We start from the raw sequence: 14,728 nt of genomic DNA on the forward strand, positions 1-14,728 counted from the left end.
TTTTACTCGATATTTTCTTGAATTACATAACTTTTTTCGAATCATTTCGAATGCTTCCTATCAGACTATTCGCCTATTTTTCTTAGCTGTTAGCATGTCTTCAAGTTGGAAACTTCTTTACATTTGACTTTGCATAGGAATTTGGGAAATGTCTCGCGGGTTTACTCTGTTAGAGCTATTAATCACGGTGCTGGTGTTGGCTGCAATACTTTCTGTCGCTGTACCCGGTTTTCATAATCTCCATCTCAATAGTCAAATGCTCAGAGCAGCCAACGAGCTCAATGGTTTTTTAAACCAAGCCCGTTCTGAAGCGATTTGGAGAAACCGCGATTTATGGGCGCATTTTACCTTCACTTCTTCGCCAGTTTTAGCCAAAGATTGGACGGTGACACTGACAGATTCAGACACTAGAGGAGAGGGCAACAAAATTCTATTCTTACAGGGCACTTCATTTAAAGACTTACAGCTCGATTGGACTTATACCGCAGATAGAATCAAATTCGATGGTCTGCGTGGTCGAATTAAAGATGGCAGCTTGAGTTTCTACCCCAAAGGTCACGCGAGCCAAGCGTTGATTGTGAAAAGTTCCTACGCGGGTAACCGAATCATGCTCTGCGCGCTAAGTGAAAGTCGTTATGGTTTTCCCAACTGTGCGTAATTGTCGTCAACGTGGGGCAAGTCTAGCCGAGCTACTGATCGCTTCGATCATGGGAGTGATGGCGATTGGGGTTATCGGAACGGTATTTACTAGCGGACAAAAGCTCGCCACCGAGCGAGGAAAACAATTGCTGCTTGCGCAAAACCTATCGAGTACCCTATTGCAAATAAAAGAGGACATTCACCGAGCAGGTTTTAATGGCGTTGCAGCTATCCCTGCCCAGTTGTCTGGAGCGACTTCTCATCTTTATATCGACAATGAGCTAGGGGTACTTGGCTATGTTTACCGCATCGCTTCTACGGGAAGCGCTTCATTTCGAAATGTCGTCTATAAACGTGAAGAGTCAGAAACCATAGAGCTAGGAGACTCACTCAAACTGTGCGAAAAGCACACTAGCGAGCCTCTCTCAATTTCCTCCGCTTCTTCATCTGGGCTCGGAGGTTACTGTTTTAATTTGTTTAACCCTAAACAAATATCTGTGACAGAGTTTTCGCTCAATAAAGAAGTGGTCAAAGGTGGCGAGGCGGAGACGCGAATGGTGACCATATCAATCCACGCGCACCTTCTTTCTGACACTGAGATAACTTATGAATCCAATCTCACTGCGTTACTTAGGAACTGGCAATGAGGCGCACCATTGAAAGAGGGTTTGCGACTCTACTTATTACCAGCGTTGTTTTGGTCACGGCTTTGTTAGTCGGGTTAACTAGTTATAAAGTTCTGTTTTATCAGATTAAACGAGCGCAAAATGAAGTTAAGGTTAGGAAGGCTCACTGGCAATCTGAAGCGGGTGTAGAATGCGCCTACGCTTATGTAAATGCATTTCCGGATCAGCTTAACGCGCTTTCTTCTGCGGCTAACACCTTACTTAATGATGTATGTAAAGAAACCTTGCAACTCGAAGCGCTTTATATTGAGCCGCTCAACGAAGATAACTACCTAGTACACGCCATTAGTGAAAACTATCGAATTAATCGCCGTTTTCATCACAGTGAAGTGAGTGGTATGGGCGCGATTCAATCGACAGCGGATTTACGTTTGATTGGGAGCATCGATATTGCTCCAGATGCGCCAAGAGAGGCTCGAACTGATGGTTTTTATGACTGCGTGGCGGTGAGGTATCTCTCTAAAGTGGCGTATGAAACAGGGGGAAGTACAGGAACATTGTCGACCAGCGCGCCTATGGTTAACGGACCTTATTCAGGTTTTAATGGCGAGTGCGCACCAGAGTACAAAACCTCTCTGTCTAGCAATCAAAGCACCTCTGAAACAGGCAATTTGTTTAAAAACGATTACCAACAAGATTCGCAGCTTAATACGTTTCAGAATTACTTTAATATGACGAAAAACGCTGAAAACATTGCGCGCGCCAAGCTGCAATATCAGGTGATCTCGCTAGCGACTGTTTCTGACGGCCACAACTGCGCTGATGTGATTAATAGCCAATTAACATCGACCAATAACAAGCTATGGATAGAAGGGCACTGCATCATCACCACTCCTTTGAACATTGCTTGGCCTTCATCACTCGTGGTAGAGAATGGTATTTTCTCTTCGACAGGTTCAAATGTATTTGCCGGATCTTTCTATCACTTAGTGGACATGACGTCATTAGACTTTAGCGCGTCGAGCCTGAATGATTATTGGAATGCAGTCAGCTTTAATAGTTCTATTCAGGCTTGGCTGGGTAGTCATACCGTCTATTTTGATAACGGTTCATTTCATCCCAAAGGTGGGTTGCACTTTGATGCGCCGGGTGGGGAAGTGGTACTAAAAGGCTCCTATGACTTAGATTACTCAGCAGCGAATAACCCTATTGAGGGGCGTAAAGTATTTGCTTGGTATCCCGGAGGCTGGTATGGGCAATAGTCGGCGAGGTTTTTCTCTATTGGAGGTGTTAATTGCCTTGTTGCTGATCGGTATTGCGAGTCTGGCTTTGATAAAGTTGCAGGTCTACACCGAGCAAAGGAGTGATTTCGCGGTTAAGAGTATTGAAGGGTTAAATCTGATTGAAAATAAACTGGAGTGGTTTCGTACCCGAGGGGCAGACCCAAGTCAGTCTAGCGTCGCGGTGGCAGATTTCGATTTGATAAGCAGTGGTTCTGACTCTCTACCTCCTTATCAGCTTAGTTGGCAAATTAGCACGCCATCTGCTGCGCTCTCTTCTTCACTTAAACAGATAACGATTAGCGCACACTGGCAAGATCGTCTGGGAGAACTTCAGCAGTTAACTCTTACTACTATGATTGCAAGGGATGGTGAGTTTATAAGCAGATAGATTCATATTGTGAATTGATAGATCTATTTTACTAACCTGCATACGTTATATTTTGCATTTTAGTTTCATTATTGTTTATTAATCTCGGGAGTTTGTGTTTGTAGTTTGTTGCACGTAGATGGCGTTTTTGCAAAATATGTCTCCAATTATGGAAAAACCTCTAGATTGTTGTGCTTTATTAGAGTGGATTCACTAAAATACATGGTGAAAAATAGACCGACATAATAAATGCATAAAGGTCTACCGCAACAACATCACATATGGAGTTACCATGAGTAACCAAGCAATTAATAAAGCTCCGTCACCAAAGCCTAGTGGTATGGACCGCTTCCTAAACTTTATTGAACGAGCGGGTAACAAGATCCCAGATCCTGCCATCCTGTTCTTTTGGGCACTGATCATTACATGGGGTGCATCTGCCCTTCTTTCTAACTTCACGTTCGACCTTATTAATCCACGTTCGGGTGAAGCGCTTGCAATCAACAACCTTCTGACTGGCGAATCTCTAGCAAGCTTTCTAGCGAACATGGTTACTACCTTTACTGGTTTTGCACCACTAGGTATCGTGCTTGTAGCGATGCTAGGTGTTGGTGTTGCTGACTCTTCTGGCTTCATTACAACTGGCCTTAAGAAAATGCTTAACTTCACACCAGCTAAGCTTCTTACACCAATGCTAATCCTTGTCGCAATCGTATCGCACACTGCTGCAGATGCGGGCTACGTACTGGTTATTCCTCTTGGTGGTATCATTTTCCACGCAGCTGGTCGTCACCCTCTAGCTGGTATCGCAGCGGCGTTTGCTGGTGTATCTGGTGGTTTCTCTGCTAACTTTATCCCTTCAGGTATTGACCCACTATTAGCAGGTTTCACGCAAACAGCAGCACAAGTTCTTGACCCTGAGTACGTAGTTAACCCACTGGCGAACATCTTCTTCACGGGTATTTCTTCAGTCATCATCGTAGCGATTGGTTGGTATGTTACTGAGAAAATCATTGAACCTCGCCTAGCTAATACACCAGTTGATGAAGATGCAGAAAAAGCACCGGATCTAGGTTCATTCACTGAGCTAGAGTCAAAAGCGTTCCGTTACGCTGGTTGGGCTATGCTTGCGGGTATCGCTCTATTGGTTGTTGCTCTGATCCCAGAAACATCAGCACTGCGTTCTCCTGAAGGTGAAATCACAGCGTTCTCAGCACCAATTATGAAGTCGATTGTTCCATTGATCTTCATTCTGTTTATCATCCCTGGTTACGTTTACGGTAAAGTGTCGGGTACGTTCAAAACCAGTAACGATATTATCAAAGCGATGGCAGATACTATGTCTACCATGGGCGCTTACATCGTAATGTCGTTCTTCTGTGCTCAGTTCCTATCGGCGTTCGCTCAGTCAAACATTGGTACTCTTCTAGCGCTATACGGTGCTGAAGGCCTGAAAGCGATGAACCTACCAGGTGAAGCAACGATCATCGGTATGATCCTTCTGACTGCGTCTGTGAACCTTCTCATTGGTTCTGCGTCAGCGAAATGGGCTCTGATTGGTCCAATCCTAGTTCCAATGCTAATGGCAGTTGGTATCTCACCAGAACTGTCTCAAGCGGCTTACCGTGTTGGTGATTCTGTTTCGAACATCATCTCTCCTCTGATGGTTTTCTTCCCACTTGTTGTGGTTTACTGTCAGCGCTACGTGAAGTCGACTGGTATCGGTACTCTAGCTTCACTAATGATGCCATTCTCTATCGCAATGCTGATTGGTTGGTCTATCTTCCTAGTTGTGTACTGGATGCTAGGTATCCCTCTAGGTATTCAAGCGCCTTACACTTACACGATGTAATTGTTGACTACCGAACACCCAATGATAAAGCCTCGCTAATTAGCGAGGCTTTTGTTTTTGTGGTGGAATATAAATCCAGTAAATGTCTGTTTCCTGGTTTTTTGAAATGTAAAAATTAATTTTTATTGGTTGTTAATTCTATCTAAGTGCTTTGGGGTAACATTAATGGTAGATCTGCATTAGGCCTATTGGCCTATTGTCTTGTGATAAGCATTCACTATGGTTTTTTATTTTGCTCACACTTCTAAGCGTGGTTTTACACCCTATATTCTGTTTGATAATGTGCCCGACCAATTTATTAAATGTGACTCAGTTAAAAGTTTAGGATGTCATTTATGAGTGAAATTGCAGCGTCTGAAGCAAAGCCTTCAGGGGTTATCGGGTTCATCGAAAGAGCGGGTAAGAAAATCCCAGATCCGGTCATTATTTTTATGTTCTTGTTTGCGTTTTCTCTGGTTGTTACCGGATTGATGGATGGCGTGAGCTTTGAAACCATGGGCAAGGGCGGGGAAGCCGTTCAGTTCTCGATTAAGAACATGTTAGCGGCGGAAAACTTCCGTTGGATGTTTGAGAACGCACTATTGCAAAACTGGTTAGCGTTTGGTCATGGCGTACTTGGCGTTATCTTGATTGTAATGCTAGGTGTTGGCATTGCGGAAAACTCTGGACTTTTAACCGCAGTCATCAAGAAAGTAGGTCTAAAGATTAGTGACCGCTTACTTCCATTGTTGGTTGTCTTCCTTGGTATCATGAGTTCTATTGCGGCGGATGCGGGTTACTTAGTACTGATTCCTCTTGCGGGTCTTCTTTATGCAGGACTAGGCAAAAACCCATTGATCGGTATGGCAGCGGCATTTGCGGGTGTATCAGCAGGCTTTAGTGCTAACTTGCTGCCAGCGACACCCGTTGATGTTGTTTTAGGCGTGAATGCTAAGATCTTTGCTGAATCTCAAAACATCCCGTTCGTTGGTCGTAACGGTGAAGAACTTAACCCTGCTACCATGCACTACTTCTTCGTTTTGGTATCAACCTTCCTGCTTGCTGTGGTTGGTGCGTGGGTGACCAAGCGCTTTATCACTCCTCGTCTGGAAAAGATGTCTTATCAACTGCCTGAGGAAGTGAACTTTGATGAGTTCGAACTTACCAAGCAAGAGCAAAAAGGTCTGCGTTGGGCTGGTGTTGGCCTAGTAGCGACTTTAGCAGCGATCTATGGCTTGGCGATTGGCCCATTAGCGACTTACACCAATGACGCAGGAAAAGAGGTAACCCCTTACCTAGATAACATCATCCTTCTTATCTCTTTAGTGTTTGCGGTTGTTGGTCTTTGTTTTGGTGTGGCAACAGGCAAGTTCAAGAAGCTGCAAGATGTAGTAAGTGCTATGGTGAAGCAGATGAACACCATGGGTTATGTGTTAGTACTGACCTTCTTCTGTTACAACTTCTTGGCGCTACTTAGCTACTCAGGTTTAGGCACTTACGTGACTTACCTAGGCGCGACTTTCTTACAGTCGCTAGGTCTGCAACAGTTCCCTGCGTTAATGCTACTTGGCTTTATTCTAACTACTGCTGTGATTAACTTGTTCGTTGGTGGTCTAACATCAAAGTGGATGTTGCTTGGTCCAATTTTCGTTCCTATGCTGTATCAGGTTAACCCGAACATGACGCCAGACTTAGTCACCGCGGCTTACCGTGTTGCTGACTCTTCAACCAACATCATTACTCCAATGATGAGCTATGCGGGTGTGGTACTGGCCTTTATGCGTAAGTACAAACCTGAGCTGACATTTGGTGATGTGATTGCCATTATGGTGCCTTATTCTGTGGCTTTCTTGACTCTGTGGTCGGCGGTATTGATTGGTTTCTTTACCTTTGGTTTGCCGTTAGGTTTTTAATCTTACCGAGCTCTCTATTCACAACGCCCAGCTTAAAACGCTGGGCGTTTTGTTATACTCGATTTGAAACGCTATAATCCATCCCCCAAATTAATGCTGCGAGCAAACATAGTGTCTACTGAGCAAGAAGCCCCACAATTTTCTGAACTAGATCATCATTTTATGCGCTTGGCACTTAAGCTGGCCGAAAGAGCAGAAGCTGAAGGTGAAGTGCCTGTTGGCGCTGTACTGGTAAAAGAGGGCGAAGTGATTGCGGAGGGGTGGAATCAATCCATCGGTGAGCATGATGCGACGGCTCACGCTGAAATGCAGACCCTACGTAAAGCGGGGCAAGCCTTGCAGAACTACCGTTTGTTGGACACGACGCTTTACGTCACTTTAGAACCATGCCCGATGTGCGCAGGTGCACTTCTACACAGTCGAGTTAAACGAATCGTATTTGGGGCGCGCGATCTCAAAGCAGGGGCAGCAGGAAGTGTGTTAAATCTATTTGAGCACCAAGCGGCTTATCACTATGCGGATGTTGAATATGGCTTACTAGAAGATGAGTGCCGTATTCAGTTACAGACATTTTTTAGACGTCGTCGTAAAGAACAAAAAGCGCAGCGTAAAAAAGCGAGAAAGTTGCAGCAGAAGGAGCAGTAGGTTTTTAAGCAAACATCTTGGCTAAGATGTTTGCTCTCTGGGTTTATACAGCGATTAACTGCATAAATGCGCGGTGACGTGCAATCACCTTTTTCTTGTTGTTGCTCAGCATACGCTTGCGGCGGTTTGCGGCAACGGTTTTATTAAGGCGTTTTGACTGCATTTTACGTCTAAGCATAAAACAACCTCCTATTGTGGTTAAAATAAAATCAATCACGATCGCTATCGAAGGTAACTGATATTCAGACGGTTAACGTCTTATACCTGCTCATTGTTACGATTTTAAGAAAGTTCGCAAGTGATCTTCGACACGATATTATATGTGGGCGAGGGAGAGGGAATTCAAGAGCGCAATCTTTAAACAAAATTGCGCTCTTAACAGTGACTATTCGTTGCTGCTTTCACTTGCAGAAACAGGCTCTGCCGCTGAGATAGGGATGGCGTCTGAGATTGCGGTTTCGGGCACTTGGATTACTGTGAGATCATCTATGCTTACGTCGTCGCTAGACGCTGTCTGCTGCTCAACATGACCAATGATACTTTGGTAATAGCGACGGATATTTTCAACGTAATTACGCGCTTCATCACCGCGGGCAAAACCATAGCGAGTTTGGCTGTAGTATTTCTTTTGACGCAGCAGTGGTAGACGATCTTTTACATCTGACCACGCATCTGGGTTACCACCCTGACGTTTAGTCAGACGTCTCGCATCCATCATATGCCCATAACCCACGTTGTATGAAGCGAGCGCAAACCAGATCTTTTCATGCTCTTCAATCGAATCAGGAATACGATCGACCATTCTGCGCAGGTATTCAACACCGCCACGTACCGATTGCTCAGGATCGAGACGGTTAGTCACTCCAACACTTTTTGCCGTTGGCAAGGTCAGCATCATCATACCGCGTACACCAGTCGGCGATTTTGCCACTGGGTTCCAGTGAGACTCTTGGTAAGCCAAGGCTGCCACTAAGCGCCAATCAAACTCGTCAGAATATTTCTTAAATAGAGGAGACCATTTAGGTAGTTTCGAATCGAGCGCACGAATGAAGGCACGGGTATCGACATAATCAAAGCTGCCAATGTGGCCAATGTATTTCTCTTCTAAAGAAGCTAAGTGGCCGGATTGATTAACTGCACCGAAAAACTCAATCAATAAGCCATATAAGCTTTCATCTTGAGAAGGGCGCAAGAACCATGAGATGGGTTGGTCTTCTGTCAGTTCGAATGCTAACGCAATGTCTGGGTAGATACGCTGTGATAATGAAACCTCGACCGAATCCGCGACCGTGAATCTAAGTTCCCCTTGAGAGACGGCTTTAAGCAGATCGTTAACGTCAGCATTTGGGTCGATATAGTAAGAAAAATCTGGATGCTGAGCCTGAATGTCGGTCAGGGTTTTATTGAAGTGAGAATCTCCAACAATACTCAGAACGTCTTTCCCTTCATTTTTCTCAATCAATTCTGCTTGTTTTGCCAGTAACTGCTTTAAGTTTCTTGGACGCCAATTACCTTTTTTGTAGACCACTTGTTGGCTTACATAATAGTAAGCAGGGCCGGGACGGAAGTTTTTAAGCCTTTCTGGAGATTGGCTAAGCCCGGCGGCAATGATGTCGATCTCTCCTTTTTCTAGGGCAGGGTAAAGGCTAGAGATACGATAAGCAGGCTTCATTTCAAGTTGAACGCCCAACTCGTTGGCAAACTCGCGCGCCAATTCATAGTCAAGACCCGCTGGGCCGTCTGGGCCAATGTAATACGATAGTTGATTATTGAGTGTGCCCACGCGCAGGACGCCACGCTCTTTAATTAAGTCGAGTTCACTTTTAGGTTCAGATTCTATTTGGCAGCCAGAGAGCAGCAAAGCTGCAAACATAACTAGGCTCAGTGACTTAAAGTGACTTATATAATACTTCTTCATTAACGACGATCTCATACATCCAGTACGGCATTTATATCAAAGTGTCATAACAAGGCAAGCCAATCAGTGATTCGGCGAGATAAGAGTTCTTAAATTCTCAATCTTGCTGTATTTCAAAATTGACAAAAAAAATGACGCAAACGGTTGCTTTTGGTGTTACATCACAAAAACAATTGCTATATAATGCGCTCGCATCAAAGAGGTGGAATCGGCATAGGTTTGAAAAACCTTCGGGAATAGCTTCGAAGGAAATACAGTAACCCACTGAATTTATTCCAATATCACCTTAATCAATTGCATAAGAGACCTAAGCGCATGAGAATTTTTCGTGGCTCCCCAGCTCTATCTGAATTTCGTGTTAACAAGCTTCTAGAGCTTTGTCGTGAACTAGGCCTACCTGTAACAGGTATTTACGCTGAGTTTGCACACTTTGCTGATCTAACGACAGACTTAGATGCGTCTGAAGTTGAGAAACTAGAAAAACTACTGACTTACGGTCCAACAATTGAAGAGCACGAGCCAGAAGGTCTTCTTCTGCTTGCTACTCCTCGTCCTGGCACTATCTCGCCTTGGTCTTCAAAATCGACTGACATTGCTAATAACTGTGGTCTAGATAAAGTGGTTCGTCTAGAGCGTGGTACGGCTTATTACATTGAAACGTCTGCTGAACTGACAGAGCTTCAATTAGTCGAGCTTAAAGCAATTCTTCACGACCGCATGATGGAAGTGGTTTTCACTGATTTTGAATCTGCACAAGCACTTTTCCAAGTGGCAGAGCCAGCACCAGTGGCGGATGTTGACCTACTTAAAGGCGGCCGCGCCGCGCTTGAAAACGCAAACGTTACCCTAGGCCTTGCACTTGCTGATGACGAAATCGAATACCTTTACGACGCGTTCGTCAACAAGCTAGATCGTAACCCAACAGACATCGAGCTGATGATGTTTGCACAGGCGAACTCGGAGCACTGTCGTCACAAGATCTTCAACGCAGACTGGACTATCGACGGCGTTAAGCAAGAGAAGTCTCTGTTCAAGATGATCAAAAACACATTTGAAACCACACCAGAAAACGTGCTGTCTGCTTACAAAGATAACGCAGCGGTAATGGTGGGTTCTGATGTAGGTCGTTTCTTCCCGAACCCAGAAACTCGCCAGTACGGTTACAACCAAGAGAAAGCACATATCCTAATGAAGGTGGAAACGCATAACCACCCAACGGCTATCTCTCCTTGGCCGGGCGCTTCAACAGGTTCTGGTGGTGAAATCCGCGACGAAGGCGCGACAGGTATTGGTGGTAAGCCAAAAGCTGGTCTAGTTGGTTTCACAACGTCTAACTTACGTATTCCAGGTTTTGAACAGCCATGGGAAACAGACTTCGGTAAGCCAGGTCGCATCGTTAACGCACTAGATATTATGCTAGAAGGCCCACTTGGTGGCGCGGCGTTCAACAACGAATTTGGTCGTCCAAATCTACTTGGTTACTTCCGTACTTACGAAGAAAAAGTGAACTCTCACGCTGGCGAAGAGGTTCGTGGTTACCACAAGCCAATCATGATTGCTGGAGGTATGGGTAACATCCGTGACGAGCACGTGCAGAAGAAAGAGATCCCAGTCGGTGCAAGCCTAATCGTTCTTGGTGGTCCTGCAATGAACATCGGTCTTGGTGGCGGTGCAGCGTCTTCAATGGCGTCTGGTCAATCAGCAGAAGATTTAGATTTTGCTTCAGTACAGCGTGAAAACCCAGAGATGGAGCGCCGCTGTCAGGAAGTGATCGACCGTTGTTGGCAGCTTGGTGAAGAGAACCCAATCGCATTCATCCACGATGTGGGCGCGGGCGGTATCTCTAACGCACTTCCAGAGCTTGTTGATGATGGCGAGCGTGGTGGTATCTTCCAACTGCGTGATGTACCAAACGACGAACCAGGCATGAGTCCACTTGAGATCTGGTGTAATGAATCTCAAGAGCGCTACGTAATGGCAGTCGCGCCAGAGAATATGGAAGTATTCGATGCGATCTGTAAGCGTGAACGCGCACCATACGCTGTAGTCGGTGTGGCAACGGAAGAGCGTGAACTGAAACTTGAAGATTCACACTTCGACAATACGCCAATCGACATGCCAATGGATGTACTTCTAGGCAAGACGCCTAAGATGCACCGTGATGCGAAGACGCTAAAAGCGAATAACCCTGCAGTTAACCGTGACGGCATTGAGTTAAATGAAGCAGCAGAGCGCGTTCTACGTCTACCAACGGTTGCAGAGAAAACATTCCTTATCACTATCGGTGACCGCACGGTGACTGGTCTAGTGGCGCGTGACCAAATGGTTGGTCCATGGCAGGTGCCAGTAGCAAACTGCGCAGTAACAGCAGCAAGCTACGACACTTACCACGGTGAAGCGATGTCGATGGGTGAGCGTACGCCAGTTGCTCTACTGGACTTCGGTGCTTCAGCTCGTCTAGCTGTTGGTGAAGCAATCACGAACATCGCAGCAACAAACATCGGTGATATCAAACACATTAAACTGTCTGCGAACTGGATGTCTCCAGCTGGTCACCCTGGTGAAGATGCCGGTCTTTACGAAGCGGTGAAAGCCGTAGGTGAAGAGCTATGTCCAGCACTTGGTCTAACAATCCCTGTGGGTAAAGACTCAATGTCGATGAAGACCAAGTGGGAAGAGAACGGCGAGCAGAAAGAAGTTACGTCTCCGCTATCTCTAATCATCACTGCGTTTGCACGTGTTGAAGATGTACGTAAGACAATCACACCACAGCTTCGTACAGACAAAGGCGATACTAGCCTTGTACTAATCGACCTAGGTAACGGTCAAAACCGTCTAGGTGCAACAGCACTGGCGCAGGTTTACAAGCAGCTTGGTGATAAGCCAGCAGACGTAGACAACGCAGCGCAGCTAAAAGGTTTCTACGAAGGCGTTCAGACTCTAGTTGCGAACGATCAAGTAGTGGCATACCACGATAAGGGTGATGGCGGTCTATTCGTTACTTTAGCTGAGATGGCATTTGCAGGTCACTGTGGTGTGAAAGCTGACATTGCTGACCTAGGTGAAGATGCTCTAGCTGCGCTATTTAACGAAGAGCTAGGTGCGGTACTTCAGGTTAAGAACGAAGATTTAGACGCTGTACTTTCAACGCTTGCAGCAAATGGCCTAGAAGCGTGTTCACACGTAATCGGCTCTGTCGAAGCGTCTGATGAGCTAGTGATTACTTCTGGTGAGACAGTGGTTCTAGAGCGTAACCGCACTGAACTACGCACTATCTGGGCGGAGACAACGCACAAGATGCAAGGTCTACGTGACAACCCAGCATGTGCTGACCAAGAGCATGAAGCGAAGAAAGACAACTCTGACCCAGGTTTGAACGTTAAGCTAAGCTTCGATGTGAACGAAGACATAGCAGCACCTTACATTGCGAAAGGTGCTAAGCCTAAGATGGCAATTCTGCGTGAGCAGGGTGTTAACTCTCACGTTGAGATGGCGGCGGCATTTGACCGTGCTGGCTTTGAAGCAACTGATATTCACATGAGCGACATCCTAACAGGTCAAGCGGTTCTAGAAGAGTACCAAGGCCTAGTGGCTTGTGGTGGTTTCTCTTACGGTGACGTACTAGGTGCGGGTGAAGGTTGGGCTAAATCTATCTTGTTCAACGAGCAAGCTCGTAATCAGTTCCAAGGCTTCTTCCAGCGTGAAGATACTTTCTCTCTAGGTGTGTGTAACGGCTGTCAGATGCTATCGAACCTGAAAGAGCTAATTCCAGGTGCAGAACTATGGCCACGATTCGTTCGTAACGAATCTGAGCGTTTTGAAGCTCGCTTCAGCCTAGTTGAAGTTCAGAAATCTGATTCTGTGTTCTTCGACGGCATGGCAGGTTCTCGTATGCCAATCGCAGTGTCTCACGGTGAAGGCCGCGTAGAAGTGCGTGATGCTGACCACCTAGCAGCGATTGAAGCTTCTGGTACGGTTGCGGTTCGTTACGTGGATAACCACGGTAACCCAACGCAGCAATACCCGAATAACCCGAACGGTTCACCAAACGCAATCACAGGTCTAACGACTCAAGATGGCCGTGTGACTATCATGATGCCACACCCTGAGCGTGTATTCCGCACTGTGGCGAATTCTTGGTCTCCAGAAGGTTGGGGCGAGAACGGTGCTTGGATGCGTATGTTCCAAAACGCACGTAAGAACATCGGCTAATTAAGCCGAGATTCGTTCTCTACACTGTAAATAGTAAAGCGCTGGTTGAGAGGCCAGCGCTTTCTTTGTTTAGAAGCGTGAAGCGGGAACGGGCTGCGCCCTATGGAACGCTGCACTTATGGATAGCGGGAACGGACTTCGTCCTATGGATCGCTTCGCTACGGAAGCTGACTACGTCCTCGAAATGTGAGGAAGTCATTCCATAGACCGAAGAATGAGGGAGTAGGGAATCTCTGTTAGTTTTCTACTCGTTTTGTGAGATCCCCAACTCGCTCGTGCCTCACTCTTGAGGATGACGTCATTCCTCGTTCTTAGGGGGGGGCAATAAATTATTAGTGCCTCATTTAAAGAAACTATTGGCAAACAGCCATTTTTTGCGCTCTAATACCGCGCTTGCCAAGGGATGGCTAAATCCCTCAATATTCCATTAGAATCCCTTAGGAAATGAAAATGTCGAACAACAAAAAATTTGCCATTCGTGTTACTGAAAAGCGTAACGGTTGGTGTGCAGAGATCACTCGCCAAGTGACTTCACGTAAAACGTCAGTATCAAAACGTGAAACTGGCTTTGAAACTGAATCAGCAGCACAAGAGTGGGCTGAAAAAGAGCTAGCAGGTTTTATTCAAAACCAAGCTCAACGTAATGAGCGTAAAGGCGAAGCACGTAAAGTTCGCATCGAACGTGAAGAGCGACTAGCTCAAGAAGCCGCTGAGAAGAAAGCACGTTACGAAGAAGCGAAACGCGCAGCTGCAGCGCAAGCTGAACTTGACGATGAAGATGATTTCTTCGAAGAAGAGTAATAAGTCGTCATTCAATAAAAAACCGCCAGCGAGGCGGTTTTTTTGTATCTAATCAACGACAGATTAGCGGAACTGGCCAGCTTCAGGTAAGAAATCAAATCCAGCAGAGGCCAACTTGGTTTCTAGCGCTGATTTATCAATGTCAAAGAAAGCCACAAGCTTGTCTAAATCACCGCCGAAGTCGTCGCGTAGCTTCATGTTGACGATGCTCATCAGCATGACAGGGTCCATGGTTTCAAAGTTGGCTAAGTTCATTACTTGTCCTCAAAATCTGAGATCAGCAAGTTTGCCGCCGCAAATGCCGCTTTTTCACGAGCCTCTTTAGGCAAAGACTCATCCGCAGCGATGTCGTTTAACGCTCTTACTGCGCATGAAATAGCTTGTGGGACATAGGCTTGATCGCCGCTTCCAATCTGTGCGTACAGTTCGCGCACTAATTCACAACAGCCGTATACTTGCATGGCTTATACTCCGATAAATGATAACTGCTCTC

Annotated in this window: 13 protein-coding genes; 9 read left to right on the forward strand and 4 right to left on the reverse strand. The window is 45.9% G+C overall.

What is annotated here, in order from left to right:
- The first annotated feature begins 148 nt into the window (after positions 1-148).
- The 7 genes from LYZ37_RS03720 to tadA all read left to right on the forward strand — a co-directional run bounded on the left by LYZ37_RS03720 (position 149) and on the right by tadA (position 7,304).
- Positions 149-658, forward strand: a complete 510-nt coding sequence (locus LYZ37_RS03720; protein ID WP_272786544.1) for a GspH/FimT family pseudopilin — start codon at positions 149-151, stop codon at positions 656-658.
- Entirely contained in the window at positions 636-1,286 is a 651-nt protein-coding gene (locus LYZ37_RS03725) for a PilW family protein (RefSeq protein WP_272786546.1), read from the forward strand. Before LYZ37_RS03720 ends, LYZ37_RS03725 begins: the two co-directional genes overlap by 23 nt.
- Positions 1,283-2,527, forward strand: a complete 1,245-nt coding sequence (locus LYZ37_RS03730; protein ID WP_272786547.1) for a hypothetical protein — start codon at positions 1,283-1,285, stop codon at positions 2,525-2,527. The genes LYZ37_RS03725 and LYZ37_RS03730 overlap by 4 nt, the downstream gene beginning before the upstream one ends.
- Positions 2,517-2,936, forward strand: a complete 420-nt coding sequence (locus tag LYZ37_RS03735) for a prepilin-type N-terminal cleavage/methylation domain-containing protein (RefSeq protein ID WP_272786549.1) — start codon at positions 2,517-2,519, stop codon at positions 2,934-2,936. The genes LYZ37_RS03730 and LYZ37_RS03735 overlap by 11 nt, the downstream gene beginning before the upstream one ends.
- Before the next feature lie 271 nt (positions 2,937-3,207).
- Entirely contained in the window at positions 3,208-4,767 is a 1,560-nt protein-coding gene (locus LYZ37_RS03740; RefSeq protein WP_272786550.1) for an AbgT family transporter, read from the forward strand.
- Positions 4,768-5,102: 335 nt separating this feature from the next.
- Positions 5,103-6,659 carry an AbgT family transporter gene (locus LYZ37_RS03745; RefSeq protein ID WP_272786551.1) on the forward strand — a complete coding sequence of 519 codons (1,557 nt, stop codon included), beginning with the start codon at positions 5,103-5,105 and terminating at the stop codon, positions 6,657-6,659.
- 93 nt (positions 6,660-6,752) lie between these two features.
- The gene (gene tadA, locus LYZ37_RS03750) at positions 6,753-7,304 is read left to right on the forward strand and encodes a tRNA adenosine(34) deaminase TadA (protein WP_420794625.1); all 552 of its coding nucleotides are present in this window, start codon (positions 6,753-6,755) and stop codon (positions 7,302-7,304) included.
- A 43-nt stretch (positions 7,305-7,347) separates the two neighbouring features.
- On the opposite strand, the gene LYZ37_RS03755 is transcribed toward tadA, so the two are convergent.
- Both LYZ37_RS03755 and mltF read right to left on the reverse strand, forming a co-directional pair.
- The gene (locus tag LYZ37_RS03755) at positions 7,348-7,482 is read right to left on the reverse strand and encodes a hypothetical protein (protein WP_272786552.1); all 135 of its coding nucleotides are present in this window, start codon (positions 7,480-7,482) and stop codon (positions 7,348-7,350) included.
- A 207-nt stretch (positions 7,483-7,689) separates the two neighbouring features.
- The gene (mltF, locus tag LYZ37_RS03760; RefSeq protein WP_272786554.1) at positions 7,690-9,222 is read right to left on the reverse strand and encodes a membrane-bound lytic murein transglycosylase MltF; all 1,533 of its coding nucleotides are present in this window, start codon (positions 9,220-9,222) and stop codon (positions 7,690-7,692) included.
- 315 nt (positions 9,223-9,537) lie between these two features.
- On the opposite strand from mltF, the gene purL reads away from it, so the two are divergent.
- Entirely contained in the window at positions 9,538-13,434 is a 3,897-nt protein-coding gene (gene purL / locus LYZ37_RS03765; RefSeq protein WP_272786555.1) for a phosphoribosylformylglycinamidine synthase, read from the forward strand.
- Positions 13,435-13,884: 450 nt separating this feature from the next.
- On the forward strand, positions 13,885-14,235 hold the full coding sequence (locus LYZ37_RS03770; RefSeq protein WP_239826348.1) for a DUF3622 domain-containing protein: 351 nt from the start codon (positions 13,885-13,887) through the stop codon (positions 14,233-14,235).
- A 63-nt stretch (positions 14,236-14,298) separates the two neighbouring features.
- Here LYZ37_RS03770 and LYZ37_RS03775 read toward each other — a convergent pair whose 3' ends face one another.
- Positions 14,299-14,490 (reverse strand): DUF4250 domain-containing protein, encoded by a 192-nt coding sequence (locus tag LYZ37_RS03775; RefSeq protein ID WP_171322356.1) that lies wholly within the window; start codon positions 14,488-14,490, stop codon positions 14,299-14,301.
- Positions 14,490-14,696, reverse strand: a complete 207-nt coding sequence (locus LYZ37_RS03780; protein ID WP_039478024.1) for a YaeP family protein — start codon at positions 14,694-14,696, stop codon at positions 14,490-14,492. The genes LYZ37_RS03775 and LYZ37_RS03780 overlap by 1 nt, the downstream gene beginning before the upstream one ends.
- Between the last annotated feature and the right edge of the window lie 32 nt (positions 14,697-14,728).

The sequence above is a fragment of the Vibrio tubiashii genome, assembly GCF_028551255.1.
In the GTDB taxonomy this organism is placed as follows: Bacteria; Pseudomonadota; Gammaproteobacteria; order Enterobacterales; family Vibrionaceae; genus Vibrio; species Vibrio tubiashii_B.

Bases quoted from the DNA above. Each gene is read 5' to 3' on its own strand.
- LYZ37_RS03720 (WP_272786544.1), top strand. From the start codon at position 149: ATGTCTCGCGGGTTTACTCTGTTAGAGCTATTAATCACGGTGCTGGTG.
- LYZ37_RS03725 (WP_272786546.1), top strand. From the start codon at position 636: ATGGTTTTCCCAACTGTGCGTAATTGTCGTCAACGTGGGGCAAGTCTA.
- LYZ37_RS03730 (WP_272786547.1), top strand. From the start codon at position 1,283: ATGAGGCGCACCATTGAAAGAGGGTTTGCGACTCTACTTATTACCAGC.
- LYZ37_RS03735 (WP_272786549.1), top strand. From the start codon at position 2,517: ATGGGCAATAGTCGGCGAGGTTTTTCTCTATTGGAGGTGTTAATTGCC.
- LYZ37_RS03740 (WP_272786550.1), top strand. From the start codon at position 3,208: ATGAGTAACCAAGCAATTAATAAAGCTCCGTCACCAAAGCCTAGTGGT.
- LYZ37_RS03745 (WP_272786551.1), top strand. From the start codon at position 5,103: ATGAGTGAAATTGCAGCGTCTGAAGCAAAGCCTTCAGGGGTTATCGGG.
- tadA (WP_420794625.1), top strand. From the start codon at position 6,753: ATGCTGCGAGCAAACATAGTGTCTACTGAGCAAGAAGCCCCACAATTT.
- LYZ37_RS03755 (WP_272786552.1), bottom strand. From the start codon at position 7,482: ATGCTTAGACGTAAAATGCAGTCAAAACGCCTTAATAAAACCGTTGCC.
- mltF (WP_272786554.1), bottom strand. From the start codon at position 9,222: ATGAAGAAGTATTATATAAGTCACTTTAAGTCACTGAGCCTAGTTATG.
- purL (WP_272786555.1), top strand. From the start codon at position 9,538: ATGAGAATTTTTCGTGGCTCCCCAGCTCTATCTGAATTTCGTGTTAAC.
- LYZ37_RS03770 (WP_239826348.1), top strand. From the start codon at position 13,885: ATGTCGAACAACAAAAAATTTGCCATTCGTGTTACTGAAAAGCGTAAC.
- LYZ37_RS03775 (WP_171322356.1), bottom strand. From the start codon at position 14,490: ATGAACTTAGCCAACTTTGAAACCATGGACCCTGTCATGCTGATGAGC.
- LYZ37_RS03780 (WP_039478024.1), bottom strand. From the start codon at position 14,696: ATGCAAGTATACGGCTGTTGTGAATTAGTGCGCGAACTGTACGCACAG.